General features: G+C 71.0%; 8 protein-coding genes and 2 pseudogenes. 6 read left to right on the plus strand and 4 right to left on the minus strand.

The window, feature by feature from the left end; genetic code table 11:
• Window positions 1-119 precede the first annotated feature (119 nt).
• The 4 genes and pseudogenes from ACZ7GX_RS31680 to ACZ7GX_RS31695 form a co-directional block, all read right to left on the minus strand.
• Entirely contained in the window at window positions 120-1,490 is a 1,371-nt protein-coding gene (locus tag ACZ7GX_RS31680; protein WP_498781974.1) for an RICIN domain-containing protein, read from the minus strand.
• Between the two features lie 16 nt (window positions 1,491-1,506).
• A pseudogene (locus ACZ7GX_RS31685) lies at window positions 1,507-1,815 on the minus strand (ricin-type beta-trefoil lectin domain protein); the annotation flags it as partial.
• Between the two features lie 99 nt (window positions 1,816-1,914).
• Window positions 1,915-3,207 (minus strand): annotated as a pseudogene (locus ACZ7GX_RS31690) (ThuA domain-containing protein); the annotation flags it as partial.
• Window positions 3,208-3,346: 139 nt separating this feature from the next.
• Entirely contained in the window at window positions 3,347-6,166 is a 2,820-nt protein-coding gene (locus ACZ7GX_RS31695) for a PQQ-dependent sugar dehydrogenase (RefSeq protein WP_498781976.1), read from the minus strand.
• A gap of 840 nt (window positions 6,167-7,006) precedes the next feature.
• Between ACZ7GX_RS31695 and ACZ7GX_RS31700 the strand changes: the two genes are divergently transcribed.
• The 6 genes from ACZ7GX_RS31700 to ACZ7GX_RS31725 all read left to right on the plus strand — a co-directional run bounded on the left by ACZ7GX_RS31700 (window position 7,007) and on the right by ACZ7GX_RS31725 (window position 18,002).
• A complete protein-coding gene (locus tag ACZ7GX_RS31700; RefSeq protein WP_498781978.1) occupies window positions 7,007-9,871 on the plus strand; it encodes a glycosyl hydrolase family 95 catalytic domain-containing protein in 2,865 nt (954 codons plus the stop codon).
• 88 nt (window positions 9,872-9,959) lie between these two features.
• Window positions 9,960-10,853 carry an amidohydrolase family protein gene (locus tag ACZ7GX_RS31705; RefSeq protein WP_498781980.1) on the plus strand — a complete coding sequence of 298 codons (894 nt, stop codon included), beginning with the start codon at window positions 9,960-9,962 and terminating at the stop codon, window positions 10,851-10,853.
• A 271-nt stretch (window positions 10,854-11,124) separates the two neighbouring features.
• Window positions 11,125-11,898, plus strand: coding sequence for a FadR/GntR family transcriptional regulator (locus tag ACZ7GX_RS31710; protein ID WP_498781982.1), 774 nt, complete (start codon window positions 11,125-11,127; stop codon window positions 11,896-11,898).
• Between the two features lie 468 nt (window positions 11,899-12,366).
• A complete protein-coding gene (locus ACZ7GX_RS31715; RefSeq protein WP_498781984.1) occupies window positions 12,367-15,837 on the plus strand; it encodes a ThuA domain-containing protein in 3,471 nt (1,156 codons plus the stop codon).
• An 81-nt stretch (window positions 15,838-15,918) separates the two neighbouring features.
• A complete protein-coding gene (locus ACZ7GX_RS31720; RefSeq protein ID WP_498781986.1) occupies window positions 15,919-16,617 on the plus strand; it encodes a hypothetical protein in 699 nt (232 codons plus the stop codon).
• 53 nt (window positions 16,618-16,670) lie between these two features.
• A complete protein-coding gene (locus ACZ7GX_RS31725) occupies window positions 16,671-18,002 on the plus strand; it encodes a ricin-type beta-trefoil lectin domain protein (protein WP_498781988.1) in 1,332 nt (443 codons plus the stop codon).
• Window positions 18,003-18,091: the final 89 nt, after the last annotated feature.

An 18,091-nucleotide genomic window follows, 5' to 3' on the forward strand; every position in this document is an offset into this window, starting at 1 on the left:
GCCAAGGGGCACCCGGGCTCCGCCGTTCCGCGACCCGCGGCCGAGCTGACCGCTCTGGCCTGGTCGATCGCGAAGCGGGAAGCACGGGCGCCCCGTCCTGCCGGTTGGTCCGCGCGTGATCAGAACTGGGCGATGAACCTCCACGCCTCGCCCTTGGTCCAGGTCCGCACGCCGTCCTCGCACGCGCAGCCGTCGACCGGACCCGGCCCGTGGCCACCGTCGAACGCGGCCCACTGCACCGGGTAACCCGGCTGGCACGAGTACGCGGTCGTGATGTGCGTGCGGCTGCCCGGGGCCGGCTCACGCGGGCTCAGCGCGGCACAACCGTTGTTCCGGACGAACCGGTCGCGCAACGACCGCCCCGCCGAGATGTTCAGCACGTTGTCCGAGATGCCGTGGATCCCGAAGTACGCGACCGGCTGCGTGCCGCCCGAGCACCCGCTCAGCTGCCCGCCCGCGTACACCACGACCCCGCGGAACACCGTCGGCCGCGAGCACGCCAGCGAGTAGCTCATGCCGCCGCCGTAGCTGAACCCCATCGCGAAGCGCAGCTTCGGGTCGACGCACAGGTCCGCCTCGATCCGCCTGATCATGTCGTCGACGAACACCACGTCCTCGCCGCCGGAGTTCGCCCAGCCGTTGCCCAGGCCCTGCGGCGCCACCAGGATCGCGCTGTTGTTCGACTGCTCCTGCATCCCGTAGTACGACCACGCCGCACCGCTCGTCCCACCGCCCGACACGTCGTTCATCGTGCCGCCGTTCCAGTGGAACCCGAAGATCAGCCGGTACGGCCGGGTGTTGTCGTAGCCGTCGGGCACCCGCAGGACGAAGCTGCGGCTCTTGCCGCTGCTCGTGATCGTGTGCGCGCCGCTGCGCATCGTCGGCGCCTTGCCGCACCCGCTGCCGCCGGGGTCGCCGCCGCCCGACACCTTGGTCAACACCCACTGCTGGTTGTTCCCGCCCGTGTCGGCGTACTGCACGGCGTTCGCGCCGTCCGCGGTCGAGGAGCCCTGCACCTCCACCGCCTTGTTGCTGTGCCGGGCGATCAACCGGACGTGGCCGCCGTCGGAGTCGGCCAGCCGGAACTGCTGGTTGGTGCCGCCGTGGTCGGTCCACTGCTGGATCGCGGCGCCGTCGGCGGTGGAGGAGTTGGGCACGTCGAGGACCTTGCCGGAGTGGCGTGACTTGATGCGGTAGTAGCCGCCGCCGGAGTCCAGGAACTGCCACTGCTGGTTCGCGCCGTCGTTGCGCGACCACTGCGCGATGCGACCACCGTCGTTGGTCGCCAGGCCGTACACGTCCAGCACCTTGCCGCTGTTGCGGTTCACCAGCACGTACCACGCGCTCGGGTCGACCGTGGCCGCCGACGCGGGCACCGCGGTCACCGCCGTCACCGTGCCGGCCGCGAGGAGCACCGCCGCCACGGTGGCCGTCACCGGTCGTCGGCGTCGTGTCCGCGGGGTGTCGGGGGCCTCAACGCTGGCTTTCATCGAGCACTCCTTCGGTTCACGGCAGGGTCCACCGTTGGTTGGTGCCGCCGTGGCAGCTCCAGATGATCAACTGCGTGCCGTCCGCGGAACTGCCGCCGTTGGCGTCCAGGCACTTGCCCGACTGCGGGTTGACCAGCGAGCCGTTGGCGCCGGCGGTCCAGTTCTGGCCACCGCTGCCGTTGCAGGTCCACAGCCGCACCGCCGCGGCGTTCGCCGTCCCCGACACCTCCATGCACTTGTCCAGCGCGCGCAGGGTGGACCCGTTGACCGTCCAGCGCTGGTTAACGCCGCCGTTGCACGTCCACAGCTGCAACCTCGTGCCGTCAGCCGTGTTGCCACCGCTGACGTCGACGCACTTGCCGGAGGCGCCGGTGATCGGCCCGGTGCGCGGAACCGGGACGGTGCCCAGCTCCTTGATCCGGATGTTGCGGAACGACACGTCGTCCCCGGTGCCGTGGTTCTGGATGCCGATGTGCCCGGACGCCAGGGACCGGGCCGGGTCGGTGTTGGTGAAGTCGTTGATCAGCACGCCGTTGAGGAACACCTGCAAGCGCTCGCCTTCGACCAGCAGCTCGTAGGTGTTCCACTCGCCGGGCGGGTTGAGCGCGGCGTCGCGGGCCGCCTGGTCGGCGCCCTTGAACCCGTAGATCGCGCCGGTCGTCTTGTCCGCGGTGTCGGTGGCGTCGATCTGCACCTCGTGGCCGTTGGCGAGGGCCGAGTCCGCGCTGCTGCCCGCCGGGAACCCGAGGACCACGCCGGAGTTGTCGTCCCCGGGCATCCGCCAGTCCAGCTTTAGGGAGTAGGAGCGGAACTCCTTGGCGCTGTACCAGAGCATCCCCATGCCGCCGGAGGAGGTCAGCGTGTTGTCGCTGTTGGTGAAGCCGCCCGGGCCGACCTGCGTCCAGCCGGTGGTGGAGCCGTTGTACAGGGTGGTGTAGCCGTTCTCCGGCCGGCAGTCGGCGTCGGCCCGGTTGGCCGTGTAGCGCAGGCCGCCGAGGACCATGGCGCGGAAACCCGCCTCGGCGTAGCTGGACTGGGTGTGGCCGCTGCCGGTGTAGAACGAGCGGCCCGCCTGGACGGTCTTGCACCAGGTGTGGGGGTGGTCGGCGCCCATCGAGCCGCCGCTGTAGGTCGACTCGTCCAGGGTCGCCAGGACCCGGGCCGTCGACCGGACGCTGCCGCGGAAGTTGTACCACTCGTCGGTCCGGGTCCACGCCGGGCTCAGGTGCGCGGTGGCCGGGTGCGCCCGGTTCTCCACCCGGACCGTCGCCTGCTGGATGGCCGGGTGCGAGGTGAAGTACGTGCCGACCAGCTCGCCGTAGAACGGCCAGTCGTACTCGGTGTCGGACGCCGAGTGGATGCCGACGTACCCGCCACCGCCGCGGACGTAGGACTCGAACGCGGTCTGCTGCGTCGCGTTGAGCACGTCACCCGTGGTGTTGAGGAACACCACCGTCTCGTACTTGGCCAGGTTGGTGGAGGTGAAGTGGTTCGAGTCCTCGGTGGCGGTGACCGTGAAGCTGTTGGCCGCGCCCAGGTCCCGGATCAGCTGGATGCCGGCCGGGATCGAGTCGTGGCGGAAGCCCGCGGTCTTGGAGAACACCAGGACGTCGTACGGCGCGTCGGCCGCGGCGGCCGGTGGACTGGAGTTGAGCGCGGCGACGGTCAGGGCGGCGGCGGCCACCCCGATCACGCGCCGGGTGAAGGGGTTTCTCATCTCTTGGCCTCCTGGGAGGAGGGCGAGGTGGCGTCGCCCCTGGTGTGGGGACGACGCCACCGCGCGGTCCTTGCCGGTTTCATCCGGGCGGGGTTCGTCGGGGCGGGTTCATCAAGGCGGGTCCGTCAGGGCGGGTCCGTCAGGGCAGGGTCCATCGCTGGTTGGTGCCGCCGTGGCAGCTCCAGATGATCAACTGCGTGCCGTCCGCGGAGCTGGCGCCGTTGGCGTCCAGGCACTTGCCCGACTGCGCGTTCACCAGCGACCCGTTGGCGCCGGCGGTCCAGTTCTGGCCGCCACCGCCGTTGCAGGTCCACAGCCGCACCAGGCTGCCGTCGGCGGTGCCGGCCGCCTCCATGCACTTGTCCAGCGCGCGCAACGTGGACCCGCTCACCGTCCAGCGCTGGTTCGCGCCACCGTTGCACGTCCACAGCTGGACCTTCGCGCCGTCCGCCGAACTGCCGCCGTTGACGTCCACGCACTTGCTCGCGACCCCGACGATCGGCCCGGTCCGCGTGCTCCCCGTGGACGTGCCGAACGTGTAGGCGTCCACGTCGAAGAGCGTGCCCGAGCCGCCGGCGAAGGTCAGGTACAGCGCGATGGTCCCCGGCGGCACGTTGGCCAAGGTGGTGGAGACGTCCGTGAAGGTCTCCCACCCGCCGGTCACCGGCACGGTCACCGAGCCGAGCACCGGCCCGGTGGGCGAACCGCTGCGCACCGACAGCGTGCCGCCCGAGCCGGCGGACGACACCCGCGCGGTGAACCTCGTGGTCGTGCCGAGCGCGTACGGCTCGAACGCGATCCAGTCGCCGTTCTGGATGTCGCCGACGGTCCGCCCGCCCTCGGCGGCGGCCTTGTCGTACAGGGCGGTGCCGGACTGGGTCGAGTAGTGCTCCGCCTGGCGGTGCCGCAGCTGCAGCACGTGCTGCGTGTGCGTGGTCACCGGCGGCTGTCCGTTCGCGCCGGAGTCGGTGTACTCGGCGTCGAGCACCGCGAACAGGTTCGCCGCCGTGTCGTGCTCACCGTCCACCGGGATCTGCAACGTGCCCGAGCAGCCGGTCTGCGTGGTGATCGGGTGCCCGTGGCTGTCGTGGCCGAGCACGTAGCTCAGCTTCACCCTGGTGCAGTCGATCGTGCCGTCCTCCGCGTCCGACGCCGTGATCGTGTACGGCACGGCGTCGCCGAAGCTGAACAGGGTGCCGTTGACCGGCGAGTCCAGCTTCACCACGGGCGCGGTGTTCCCGACCGAGATCGACACGCCGGCGCTACCGGAGCGGCCTCCGGTGTCGGTGACCGTGAGCGTCGCCGAGTACTGCCCGTTGGACGTGTAGGTGTGGGTGGGGTTGGCGGCCGTGGACGTGGCGCCGTCGCCGAAGTTCCACGTGTAGGTCAGTGCGCCGCCCTCGGGGTCCGAGGATCCGGCCGACGAGAAGTTCACCGTCAGCGGCGCGCTGCCGGAGACGGGGTTCGCGCCGGCCCGTGCGGTCGGCGCCTTGTTCCCGGCCGGGTTGTACTCGATGCGGTAGAGGGCCGAGCTGGCGTCACCGCTGCCCCAGCCGGTGCCGTAGTCCAGCACGTAGAGCGCGCCGTCCGGGCCGAAGGTGGCGTCCATGACCTGCGTGCCGCGCCAGGGGAAGTCGCTGACCTGCCCGGCCGACCCGTCGGCGTTGACGTCGATGGTCTTGATCCAGCGCCGGCCGAACTCGGTGGCGAACACGTGCCCGTCCAGCGCGGGCGGGAACTTGATCGACGACGGGTTGGCCGCGTCGTACCGGTACACCGGAGCGGCCATCGGCGACTCCGAGCCGCAGCCGAACGCGGAGAAGGAGCAGTTGTCGTACTTGATCCACGCCGAGCGCGCGGCGGGCAGCGTGCCCAACCCGGTGTTGCGCGGCGAGTTGTTGGCCGGCGCGGCGCAGTTGAACCGGCTGCCGGACTGCCCGGTGGCGAAGTTGTAGTCGACGTACGCCTCGGCCGTGGTGTTCGAGCCGACGCAGTACGGCCAACCGTAGTTGCCCGCCGAGGTGATCCGGTTGAACTCCACCAGGCCGGCGGGCCCGCGCGTGTTGCTGCTCGTGCCCGCGTCGGGCCCGTACTCGCCGAGGTAGATCGCGCCGGTCGCCTTGTCCACGTTGAAGCGGAACGGGTTGCGCAGGCCCATCGCGTAGATCTCGGGCCGGGTGTTGGCGGTGCCGGGCGCGAACAGGTTGCCCGCCGGGATCGAGTACGACCCGTTGGCGTTCACCTTGATCCGCAGCACCTTGCCGCGCAGGTCGTTGGTGTTGCCCGCGCTGCGCTGCGCGTCGTAGACCGGGTTGCGGTTGGTCCGCTCGTCGATCGGGGTGTAGCCGCTCGAGTCGAACGGGTTGGAGTCGTCCCCGGTGGACAGGTACAGGTTGCCCGCCGCGTCGAAGTCGATGTCGCCGCCGACGTGGCAGCAGTTGCCGCGGTCGGTCGCGACCTCCAGCACGGTGATCTGGCTGGCCATGTTCAGGGTGAAGTCGGCGTTCAGGGTGAACCGGGCCAGCCGGTTGACCCCCTTCCACGCCGAGAAGTCCGAACCGGTGGCCGGCGCGTCACCGCCCGGGGTGGACAGCGGCGGGGCGTAGAACAGGTAGATGAACCGGTTGGTGGCGAAGCCGGGGTCCACCCCGATGCCCTGCATGCCTTCCTCGTCGTGCGTGTAGACCGGCACCGTGCCGATCACGCTGGTGACGCCCGCGGCCGTGGTGCGGCGCACCGTCCCGTTGCGGGCGGTGTGCAGCACCGAGCGGTCCGGCAGGACGGCGAGCGTCATCGGCTCGCCCACTTCGCCGACCCCGCGGGCCAGCTCGACCTGCTGGAAGTCGGCGGGGTTGACCGCGTGCGCGGACGCCGGTGACGAGGAGCCGATCACCGTCGCCACCACACCGGCGGCCACGAGGAGAGCGGCGGACAACGCCGCCCTGACCCGATGTCTCATGGCAGGCTCACACCCTTTGATCTCAGCTGACAGGGCTTCGACCCGGCCGGCGGCGCCCGGAGGTGTCCGGGAGCGTTCCCAGTCGAAGTCGGGAAGAATTCGGGCGACTTTTCCGCGATCACCCCGTCGACGGGCCGGTGCCGGCGGCGGGTGGCGCGGCGGACCGACTCCGCACGCGACCGCGAAGGCGGGCACGGCCGGGACGGTTCGCCGGTGAACCACGGGTACTCCGCACGAATCGGTCGGTGCGCGATTCGAACCGATTCGGACCGGAGCGGAGGCTAAGTGCTAATGATCGGCTAAAGCAACGACTTCGCCGGTCGCCCGCCGGGAGTCCGGGCGACGTGCGCCGCACTGTCCTCAATAGACGGCGCCCGGCGACCGGGGTCGGGCGGACGCGCCGGCCGGAACACGGCGCCCGGTCCAGCCCGATGTGTTCGTCGCATCGAAGAGCCCCCTCGTCATCGTCGACGGGTGCGGCCGGGTTGCCCACCTCGTGCCGGCGGACCTTCCGGAGCCTTCCCGCACCGTAGCCACCCACGACTCGGGGCGTCAACGTTCGACTTGCTAAAATTGTTAGCGCTAACCCTTTAGCCGCAACGGCTTCGTCAGAACTGCCAGGCGAATGCGCAATTGATCGGGTGCCTCGGCAAGAAACACGTGTTATCGCTAACATCAATCGCCCGTCAAGCATTGACGGCACCGTTCGCCGATGGCTACGTTGCCCGGAGGGCTCCGGCCGAGCCGCGGGCGTTGCGCCGCGATCCGGCGGCCCACCGGCCACTGAGGACAGTCGTGGCCCGCGCCCGGTCCACCACCGTCCGCTTTGGAGGATCCAGCATGTCGGACTTGCCACGTAGGCGACTCATGCAGCTCGGCGCGGCGGGCGCCGGGGCCGCGCTGGTGCCGGGCGGCTGGACCGCGGTGGCCCGTGCCGACTCGGCCGCGCCGCCGGAAGTGCGCGCGGTCGACGACCTGGCCTTGTGGTACGACCGGCAGGCCGGCACGGAGTGGCTCCGCGCGTTGCCGATCGGCAACGGCCGCCTCGGCGCGATGGTCTTCGGCAACGCCGACACCGAGCGGTTGCAGCTCAACGAGGACACGGTGTGGGCCGGCGGTCCGCACGACTACACCAACACGCGGGGTGCGGCCGCGCTGCCGGAGATCAGACGCCTGGTGTTCGCGAACCAGTGGTCGCAGGCGCAGAGCCTCATCGACCAGGCCATGCTGGGCAACCCGGCCGGCCAGCTCGCCTACCAGCCCGTGGGCGACCTCAGGCTCACCTTCCCCAGCCCCGGCACGGTGTCCGGCTACCAGCGGTGGCTCGACCTGACCACGGCCACGACCGTGGTGACCTACGTGGCGAACAACGTGCGGTACCGCCGCGAGGTGATCGCCAGCGCGCCGGACCAGGTGATCGCGATGCGCCTGACCGCCGAGACGCCCGGGTCGATCTCGTTCACCGCCACGTTCAGCACGCCGCAACGGGCGACCACGTCGAGCCCGGACGGCACGACGATCGGGTTGGACGGCCGGTCCGGCGACCAGCGGGGCATCGCGGGCTCGGTCCGGTTCCTCGCGCTGGCCAAGGCCGTCGCGGAGGGTGGCAGCACCAGCAGCTCCGGCGGCACGCTGCGGGTGACCAACGCCAACAGCGTCACGTTGTTGATCTCGATCGGCACCAGCTACGTCGACTACCGCAACGTGGCGGGCGACTACCAGGGCATCGCGCGGGGCCGCCTCAGCGGCGCGCAGGGCACGGCGTACGACGTCCTGCGCAGCCGGCACGTGGCCGACTACCAGCGGCTGTTCGGGCGCGTCACCCTCGACGTCGGTCGCACCGCGGCGGCGGACCAGCCGACCGACGTCCGGATCTCCCAGCACAACACCGCGGTCGACCCGCAGTTCTCCGCGCTGCTCTTCCAGTACGGCCGGTACCTGCTGATCGCGTCGTCGCGGCCGGGCAGCCAGCCCGCGAACCTGCAGGGCATCTGGAACGACCAGCTGACCCCCTCGTGGGACTCGAAGTACACCATCAACGCCAACCTGCCGATGAACTACTGGCCGACGGACACGACCAACCTCGCCGAGTGCTACGAGCCGGTGTTCCGGATGATCAACGACCTCACCGTGACCGGCGCCCGCACCGCGCGTGCGCAGTACAACGCCGGCGGCTGGGTCACCCACCACAACACCGACGGGTGGCGGGGGTCCTCGGTGGTGGACGGCGCGCTGTGGGGCATGTGGCAGACCGGCGGCGCGTGGCTGTCCACCATGATCTGGGACCACTACCTGTTCACCGGCGACGTCGAGTTCCTGCGGTCCTACTACCCCGCGATGAAGGGCTCCGCCCAGTTCTTCCTCGACACCCTCGTGGAGGAACCGACGCTGAAGTGGCTGGTCACCAACCCGTCGAACTCGCCGGAACTGCCGCACCACGCGAACGCCAGCGTGGCCGCGGGTCCCACGATGGACATGCAGATCCTGCGCGACCTGTTCGAGGGCTGCGCCCGCGCCTCGGAGGTGCTCGGCGTGGACGCCGACTTCCGCACCCGGGTCCGCGCGACGGCGCAACGGCTCGCCCCGATGCGGGTCGGCTCGCGCGGCAACATCATGGAGTGGCTCTACGACTGGGTGGAGCCCGAGACGAACCACCGGCACGTCTCGCACCTGTACGGCCTGCACCCGAGCAACCAGATCACCAAGCGCGGCACGCCCCAGCTGTTCGAGGCCGCCCGCCGGACCCTCCAGCTGCGCGGCGACGACGGCACCGGGTGGTCGCTGGCTTGGAAGATCAACTACTGGGCGCGGATGGAGGAGGGCGGCCGGGCGCACGACCTGATCCGCTACCTGGTGACGCCGGCGAGGCTCGCGCCCAACATGTTCGACCTGCACCCGCCGTTCCAGATCGACGGCAACTTCGGCGCGACCTCCGGCATCGCCGAGATGCTGCTGCACAGCCACAACCGCGAGCTGCACGTGCTGCCCGCGCTGCCGCCGGCGTGGCCGACGGGCAGCGTGACGGGTCTGCGCGGGCGCGGCGGGTACACGGTCGGCGCGACCTGGAGCAGCACCGCGATCACCCTCTCCGTCACGCCGGACCGCGACGGCGCGGTCCGGATCCGCAACCGGGTGTTCACCGGCACGTTCGAGCTGACCGACACGACGAGCGGCGCAGTCGTGCAGCCGACCAAGCCCGAGGCGGACGTCGTCGAGTTCCCGGGTCAGGCCGGGCACACGTACCGGGTGACCGGGCAGGGCGGCGGCAGCGGGCCGATCGTGCAGCCGGGGGTGTACTACCGGCTCGTCGCGCGGCACAGCGGCAAGTTCGCCGACATCAGCGGCGTGTCCACCGCCGCCGGGGCCCTGCTGCAGCAGTGGTCGGCGACCGGCGGGCTGAACCAGCAGTTCGACTTCGTCGACTCGGGCGGCGGTTACTACCGCGTCCGGGCCCGGCACAGCGGCCTGGTGCTCCAGGTCGCGAGTTCGAGCACCGGCGCCGACATCACCCAGCGACAAGACACCAACGCCACGAGCCAGCAGTGGCGCGTGGTCGACCAGGGCGGCGGTGTCGTCAGCCTGGTCAACCGGCTCAGCAACCTGGCCATGGACGTGTGGAGCGCGTCGACCGCCGACGGCGCGCGCATCTCCCAGTGGACCCCCGGCGGGGGTGACAACCAGCGCTTCCTGCTCCAGCGGGCCTGACCGCCCGGCAACGCCCGCGTCCGATGAGGTGGGATGTGTTGCTAGCCTTCGCCGCGCTCGTGCGGCGGCCGACCGAGGTGGAGACGACATGATCCGGATAGACGCGCACCACCACGTCTGGCGGCTCCCGGCGGGCACGCCGACCTCGACCGGGCCGAGCCCTCGTGCCCACGACTGGCTCGACGGAGCGGACCTCGCCCCGATCCGCCGCGACTTCACCCTCGACGACCTGTCGTCGGTCGCGGCGGTGGCGGAGATCGACCGGACGGTGCTGGTCCAGGTCCTCCCGGAGGTCGAGGAGACGGCCGAGTTCCTGTCCCTGTCCGCCGACGAGGGCAAAGGTCTGGTGGCGGGCGTCGTCGGGTGGGTCGACCTCACCGACCCCGGCATCGACGACGTGCTCGCCGCGCTGCGCGCCGGTCCGGGCGGCGACCTGCTCGTCGGGGTGCGGCACCTGGTGCAGGGTGAGCCGGACCCGCGGTGGCTGACCCGGCCCGACGTCCGGCGCGGGCTGCGCGCGGTCGCGGAGGCGGGGCTGGCCTACGACCTGCTCACCCTCGTGCACCAGTTGCCGGCGGCGATCGAGACCGTGCGCGCGCTGCCCGGGGCGACGTTCGTGCTGGACCACCTGTCGAAGCCCCCGATCGCCGCCGGCGACCTCGAACCGTGGGCGTCCCTCCTCCGCGGGCTCGCCGCCGAGCCGAACGTCACCTGCAAGTTGTCGGGCATGGTCACCGAGGCCGACCCGGTCGGGTGGACCGTGGCGGACCTGCGTCCGTACGCCGACGTCGTGCTGGACGCGTTCGGTCCGTCGCGGGTGATGTTCGGCTCCGACTGGCCGGTCTGCCTGCTCGCGGGCTCGTACGAGGAGGTCGTCGCGGCGGCCGAGGGCCTGACCGCCGGTCTCAGCTCCGCCGAGCGCGACGAGGTGTTCGGCGGCACGGCCACCCGCGTCTACCGGTTGCCGCCCGAACGGCTGTGAAGCTGCGCCTGGCACGGCTGAGCCAGGCTCGACCCGTCGGCGGTCCTCGACGTCCACGACCCCGACAGCCGCCACCGGGGCCAAATAAGCATGCTTATTTTTGCCCCGGTGCCCGCATATCGTTAGCACCGAGTACGATCCGCACCTGACGTGCACGAGCCAGGCACCGCGACGCGCGCTCGACGGTGGCCGCCCTACCCGGAGGTGGGCTGGGCGGACAGCGGGTGAGCCGGTCATACCCTTCTGGCGACCCCGTCACTAAGGAGCGGCGTTGACGGATGGCGCACTTGTGCCGGACGGCCCGACCGGGCAACCGGACACCACCCCGGCGCCCGGTCCGTACCGGCCGGGCTACGAGCTCGTCGCCGAGCAGATCCTCCAGCTGATCGCCGAGCTGGAGCTGCGGCCCGGCGACCGGATGCCGACCGAGAACGAGCTGGCCGCGCGGATGGGCACCAGCCGGACCGTGGTCCGGGAAGCCGTCAAGATCCTCTCCGCGATCGGACGGGTGCGGGCGCACAAGGGGCGCGGGCTCTACGTGGCCGACGACGAGGGCATGCTCGGCTCCTCGCGGTGGGGCGGCTTCTTCCTGCCCACCAACCTCGACCACGTCTACATGCTCTTCGAGTTCCGCCGGGTGCAGGAGACCGCGGCCAGCCGACTGGCCGCGACCCACGCCACCCCGGCCGAGCTGCGCGCCATCGCCGCCGCCGCGGAGACCTGCCGCGAAGGCCACCTGACCGACCAGGCCGCGCTGTTCGAACGCGGTGACGAGGACTTCCACCTCGCGGTCGCCGCGGCGTCCCACAACCAGTTCCTCGCCGCCGCCGTGCGCGAGGCCCGCCGCCTGCAACGCCAGTCCAGCACCATCGGGCTGCACGGCTCGGTCGGCGGGCACGCGGCCGAGGCCGTCGACGAGCACGTCGCGATCTACCAGGCGATCCGCGACGGCGACCCCGAAGCCGCCGCGGCGGCCGCCGGCGTCCACATCGACAACACCCTGCAGGATTACCGCCGCGAGATCCAGCGCCGACTCTTCGGCTGACCACCGGTACCGCTCGACACCCCTCGTCCACGACGATGGGGTGTGCCGGGCGTGCGCTCGGATCTGGACTCGTTCGGCAAATGTGTGCTACAAATCGCGGCGAACCTACGCGCGTACATGTATGACATTCAGCACCCGGGCAACGACGCACCGAGGGAGCGATCATGTCTGCTCGTCGATGGGCTCGATCATCGCCGCCGATGAGCGCGGACGAGTCCGCCCCACCCCCTGAAGCGCCCTGAGCCCACCGCGGTCGACAGCCCGTGGTGTTCCAAGCGGACTGGAATCCGAATCCGAGCCGGCGCGGTGCCGTGCACCGCGCCGGCTCGACCCTCGTGCACCGGCCGCCGCCGCACGCGCACGTAGCACGCCGGTCCCGGTGACCGCCGCCGGACGCCGTCGTTCCCGCCCGCACTCCGCCGCCGCGTAATCCCGTCAGTCGCCTTCGAGTGCCCCAGAGGAGTGGCCATGCGACACAGATTCGCGCGCCTGCTGTCGATAGCAGGTTGCGTGGTGGTGATGTTGGGGCTGGCGACCGCGCCGGCGCCCGCGCACCCCGAAGGGTTCCACGTCCTGCTGTTCAGCAAGACCGCCGCCGGCGCCTACCGCCACGACTCGATCCCCGCCGGGATCACGATGTTCGAGCAGCTGGCCGCCCAGAACGAGTGGGAGCTGACCAAGAGCGAGGACTCGTCGATCTTCAACGACGCCTCCCTCGCCACGTTCGACGTGGTCGTCATGCTCCAGACCTCCGGCATGGTGTGGGACAACGACGCGCAGCGCGCCGCGGCGCAGAAGTACATGCGCGCCGGCGGCGGCTTCGCCGCGATCCACAACGCGACGGACATGAACATCGAGCAGCAGTTCCCGTGGTGGGACCAGATGCTCGGCATGACCATGACCGCGCACTCGGCGACCGTGTCCGGCACCGCCAAGGTCGCCGACCGCAAGCACCCGTCCGGCGCGGCGCTGCCGGACCGGTGGACGCGCACCGAGGAGTGGTACAACTTCACCCGCTCCGCACGCGGCAGCGCGCACGTGCTGGTGACCGCCGACGAGACGACGTACGACCCCGGCTCCAGCCGGATGGGTTACGACCACCCGATCTCGTGGTGCCGCAACTACGAGGGCGGCCGGCTGTGGGCCACCGCCATGGGCCACCAGGCGTCCAGCTACTCCGAGCCGCTGTTCCGCGAGCACGTCAAGGGCGGCGTGGAGTCGGCGGGCGGCAAGGTGCAGGCCGACTGCGGCCCCACCGTGTGGAGCAGCTTCGAGAAGGTGACGCTGGACGACAACACGGTCGGACCGGCGGCGCTCGACGTCGCCAAGGACGGCCGCGTCTTCTACGCGGAGTACGGCGGCAAGGTGAAGATCCACAAGCCGGACACCCGCACCACCGTCACGGCGGCGTCCCTGAGCGTCTACACCGGTGGCGAGGACGGTCTGACCGGGCTCGCGCTCGACCCGGACTTCGCCACCACCAAGTGGATCTACCTGATGTACTCGCCGGCGGGCGGTGGCGAGGACATCGCGCGCGTCTCCCGGTTCACCGTGAACGGCGACTCGCTGGACCTGGGCAGCGAGCGGATCCTGATGAAGGTGCCGTCGTCGCGGCAGGCGCCGGAGCCGGGCCACACCGGCGGCTACATCGCGTTCGGCCCGAACGGCAACCTCTACATCGGCACCGGCGACGACGTCCAGCCGCACCGCTCGGACGGCTACGCGCCGATCGACGAGCGGCCGGGCTGGGCGAACAACGACGTCCAGGCCACCTCGGCGAACACCAACGACCTGCGGGGCAAGATCCTGCGCATCCACCCGGAGACCAACGGGACCTACACCATCCCGTCCGGCAACATGTTCGCGCCGGGCACGGCCAGGACGAGGCCCGAGATCTACGCGATGGGCTTCCGCAACCCGTTCCGGTTCTCGGTGCACCCGACGTCGGGCACGATCTACGCGGCCGACTACGGCCCCGACGCGGCCAACGACAACCCCAACCGCGGACCCGGCGGGACCGTGGAGTGGAACGTCATCACCTCGCCCGGCTTCTACGGCTGGCCGTACTGCATCGGCGACAACATCCCGTTCAACGACTACAACTTCGCCACGGGCCAGTCGGGCGCCAAGTTCAACTGCGACCAGCCGGTGAACAACTCGCCCAACAACACCGGCCTGACCACGCTCCCGGCCGCGCGCAAGGCCGAGGTCTGGTACGGCAACGGCGCGAACGGCAACAAGTTCCCGGAGATGGGCAGCCCTTCCGGCGGCGAGGCGCCCGGCGCGTTCCCGATCTACCGGTACGACGCGAACAACCCCTCCCCCACCAAGTTCCCGGCCTACTTCGACCAGACCCCGTTCTTCGGCGAGTGGTCGCGCAACCGGATGTGGGAGTTCCGGGTGGGCCAGGACGGGAAGCTGTTGAAGATCAACGACTTCCTGTCGAACCTGAGCTTCAAGTCGCCGCTGGACATGAAGTTCGGCCCGGACGGAGCGATGTACCTGCTCGAATGGGGCTCCGGCTACGGTCGGGACAACCCCGACTCCGGGCTCTACCGCATCGACTACAAGAGCGGCGACCGCAGTCCGGTCGCGACCGCCACCGGGACGCCCACCTCGGGTTCCTCACCCCTGACGGTGCGGTTCTCCAGCGCGGGCTCCGGTGACCCGGAAGGCGGTCCGGTGACCTACCGGTGGGAGTTCGGCGACGGGAGCACGTCCACCGAGGCCAACCCCACGCACACCTACTCGGCCAGGGGGCAGTTCAACGCCAAGCTCACCGTCACCGACGTGGGCGGGAAGTCCGGCGTCACCAGCGTGGTCGTGACCTCGGGCAACACCGCGCCGACGGTCAACCTGAGCGTCCCCGACGGCGGCATGTTCGGCTGGGGCGACTCGATCCCGTACACGGTCACGGTCACCGACCCCGAGGACGCCTCCATCGACTGCTCGAAGGTGACCACCACCCCGGCGCTGGGCCACGACCAGCACGGGCACGACCTCGCGCCGATCCCCGGCTGCACCGGCACGTTCACGGCCGAGACCGACAGCGCGCACGCCAGCCTGAACTCGTTCTGGGTGGCGGCGAGCCGGTACACCGACAACGGCACGTCCGGCGTGCCCGCCCTGGAAGGCAACCGGAAGGTCCTCCTGCAGCCCAAGCGCAAGCAGGTCGAGTACTTCACCGGCTCCTCCGGCGTGCGGGTGGTGTCGCAGTCCGGCGCCGAGTCCGGCGGTCGGGTCGGCGACATCGGCACCAACGACTGGGTCTCGTTCAAGCCGTACAACTTCACCGGGATCAGCCAGGTGTCCGTGCGGCTGTCGTCGCCCAGCGGCGGCGGCTCGATCGAGTTCCGGGCCGGTTCGCCGACGGGCGCGCTGATCGCCACGGTCCCCGTCCCGAGCACCGGCGGCTGGGACAACTACGTGAGCACGCCCGCGGTGAACGTGACCAACCCCGGTGGCACGACGGAGCTGTTCATGGTGTTCCGGACCGGCACGAGCTCCTTCGACGTCGACTCGATGACGTTCACCGGCAACGGGGTCGGCACGCCGGGCACCGGGGGCGGGACGGGCCGCATCGTCGGCATCGGCGGCAAGTGCGTCGACGTCAACGGCAGCAGCACCGCCGACGGGGCCAAGGTCCAGCTGTGGACCTGCAACGACGGCGCGAACCAGACGTGGACGCGCACCGGGCAGACGCTCCGGGCCCTGGGCAAGTGCCTGACCGTCAACGGCGGCAGCACCGCCGACGGCGCGCTGGTGCAGCTGTGGAGCTGCAACGGCTCGGGCTCGCAGAACTGGTCGGCCCAGTCCGACGGCTCGCTCCGCAACGGCACGAAGTGCCTGGACGCCAACGGCGGCAGCTCCGCCGACGGGACGCAGCTGATCATCTGGACCTGCAACGGCGGCGCCAACCAGCGCTGGACGCTGCCCTGAGCGGGCGGTCCGCGGCTCCGGCACGCGCCGGGGCCGCGGGCCGGCACCGCCGGGTTCCTTCGCACGGCAAGGAGGAAGGTCATGGGCAGGACCACGCCGGTGCGGCGGGGCAAGTCGCTGCGCCAGGCAGCCGGGCCGCGATCACCACGCTCGTCGTGGGGTCCGGTGACCGCCCTGGTCACCGCGTTTGCGCTCGGGTTCGCCGTCGCGTTCGTGTCGGGCTCGTGGACGTCGGGGCCGGACGCGACCCAGCGCCGGATCGCCGAGTTGCAGCAGGCCGAGGCGCAGCGCGACGTCGAGCACGTCGGCACGTTGATCGAGCTCGCCAAGGGTGGCCGGGAACGCCTGACGCCGGTGTTGCAGGCGATGGCGAAGGCGGCTCCCCCGCCGGGCACGGGCTCGCCCACCGCGCCCGCGATCGACGAGGTGCGCGGCTGGCGCGACGTGGTGTCCGCGGAGGTGCGGCGGTACGCCGAGACACCGTCCGCGGGCAACGGCGTGAACGTCGCCCGCACCGGGATGCGCACCGCCGTCGAACAGCTCGCCGCCGCGGTCGACGGGTTCGCCGCCGCGGTCACCGCCCCCGAACCGCTCGCGGGCGACCTGCTGGCCCTGGCCGGCGCGCAGCGCACGCTGGCGCTGCGCACCTGGTCGGTGGCCGCGCTCCAGCTGGACGTGATCAGCATCGACGCCGGCAAGGGCCACGTGCACGTGTACCTGCCGTCCGGGCCGGACTCCGGCACGATCCCGGCCGACACGGCGCCGGAGGGCAGCGGATGACCGCCGACCCGAGCTCATCAGAAAGCCACACCACACAGAACGGAAGCACACCCGTGTCAAAGGACAACCGCCCCCACCGGCGTTGGACGGTGATCGGCGCCGCCGCGGCACTGCTGCTGACCGGCGCCGACATCGCCGGCGCCGAGCCCGCACCCGCGGCGCCCGCCGCGTCGGACACCGTCACCACCGCCGCCGCGACCCCGGGCTGCGGCAAGGCGCCGACCCTGCGCAGCGGCACGCACACGATCCAGAGCGGCGGCAAGACCCGCAGCTTCATCCTGAGCATCCCCGACAACTACAACAACACCTACCAGCACCGGCTGGTCTTCGGGTTCCACTGGCTGGGCGGCACCATGGACCAGGTCGCCGGGGGCGGGAGCGACGGGGCCGTCTACGCCCACTACGGGCTGAAGCAGCTGTCGAACAACACCGCGATCTTCGTCGCGCCCCAGGGCCTCAACAACGGCTGGGGCAACTCCGGCGGCGAGGACGTCACCTTCGTCGACAACATGATCAAGCGGATCGAGGACGACCTCTGCGTCGACACGACGCAGCGCTTCTCGCTCGGCTTCAGCTACGGCGGCGCGATGAGCATCTCGCTGGCGTGCTCCCGGCCGACGGTGTTCCGCGCCATCGCCGCCATCGCCTCCCCCGGTGAGATCAGCGGCTGCGCGGGCGGCACCGCACCCGTCGCCTACATGGGCATCCACGGCATCTCGGACAACATCGGCAGCGGACGCGGCCAGCGCGACCGGTGGGTCCGCAACAACGGCTGCACGGTGCAGAACCCGCCGGAGCCGGCCCGGGGCAGCAACACGCACATCACCACCGCCTACTCGGGGTGCCGGACCGGGTACCCGGTCGTCTGGGCCCCGTTCGACGGTGGCCACCAGCAGGGACCGGTGGACGGGTGCGCGGGCTGCGAGTCCGGCGCCAGGAGCTGGGTCAAGGGCGAGGTGTGGAAGTTCTTCACCGGTGAGCAGGGCCCCGGCCCCGGCCCGGACCCGACCACGTTCCGGCTGCGGGGCGAGGCGAGCAGCCGGTGCCTGGACGTCAACGGCGCGAACTCGGCCAACGGCACGCAGATGATCATCTGGGACTGCAACGGCGGCGCCAACCAGCAGTTCGCGGTGAACGGGAAGGCCCTGCAGGTGCTGGGCAAGTGCCTCGACATGCCGAGCAACGCCGCCGCGGGCAGCCGGGTGCGGATCTGGGACTGCACCGGCGGCACGAACCAGCAGTGGAACCTCAACACCAACGGCACGATCAGCAACGTGCAGAACGGGCTGTGCCTCGACGTCAACGCCGCCGCGACCGCCAACGGCTCCGCGGTGATCGTGTGGAACTGCCACACCGGCGCCAACCAGCGGTGGGCCCGGGCCTAGGGCGTGTCCGCCGGAATGTTGATCGTAGGGTTTGATCAAATTGCGTTGTGGCGCGTGGTGATCTGACGGATGCGGAGTGGGCGATCCTG

The sequence above is a fragment of the Actinosynnema sp. NPDC037264 genome (genome assembly GCF_055603705.1).

Bases quoted from the DNA above. Each gene is read 5' to 3' on its own strand.
- ACZ7GX_RS31700 (WP_498781978.1), top strand. From the start codon at position 7,007: ATGTCGGACTTGCCACGTAGGCGACTCATGCAGCTCGGCGCGGCGGGC.
- ACZ7GX_RS31695 (WP_498781976.1), bottom strand. From the start codon at position 6,166: ATGAGACATCGGGTCAGGGCGGCGTTGTCCGCCGCTCTCCTCGTGGCC.
- ACZ7GX_RS31680 (WP_498781974.1), bottom strand. From the start codon at position 1,490: ATGAAAGCCAGCGTTGAGGCCCCCGACACCCCGCGGACACGACGCCGA.
- ACZ7GX_RS31715 (WP_498781984.1), top strand. From the start codon at position 12,367: ATGCGACACAGATTCGCGCGCCTGCTGTCGATAGCAGGTTGCGTGGTG.
- ACZ7GX_RS31705 (WP_498781980.1), top strand. From the start codon at position 9,960: ATGATCCGGATAGACGCGCACCACCACGTCTGGCGGCTCCCGGCGGGC.
- ACZ7GX_RS31720 (WP_498781986.1), top strand. From the start codon at position 15,919: ATGGGCAGGACCACGCCGGTGCGGCGGGGCAAGTCGCTGCGCCAGGCA.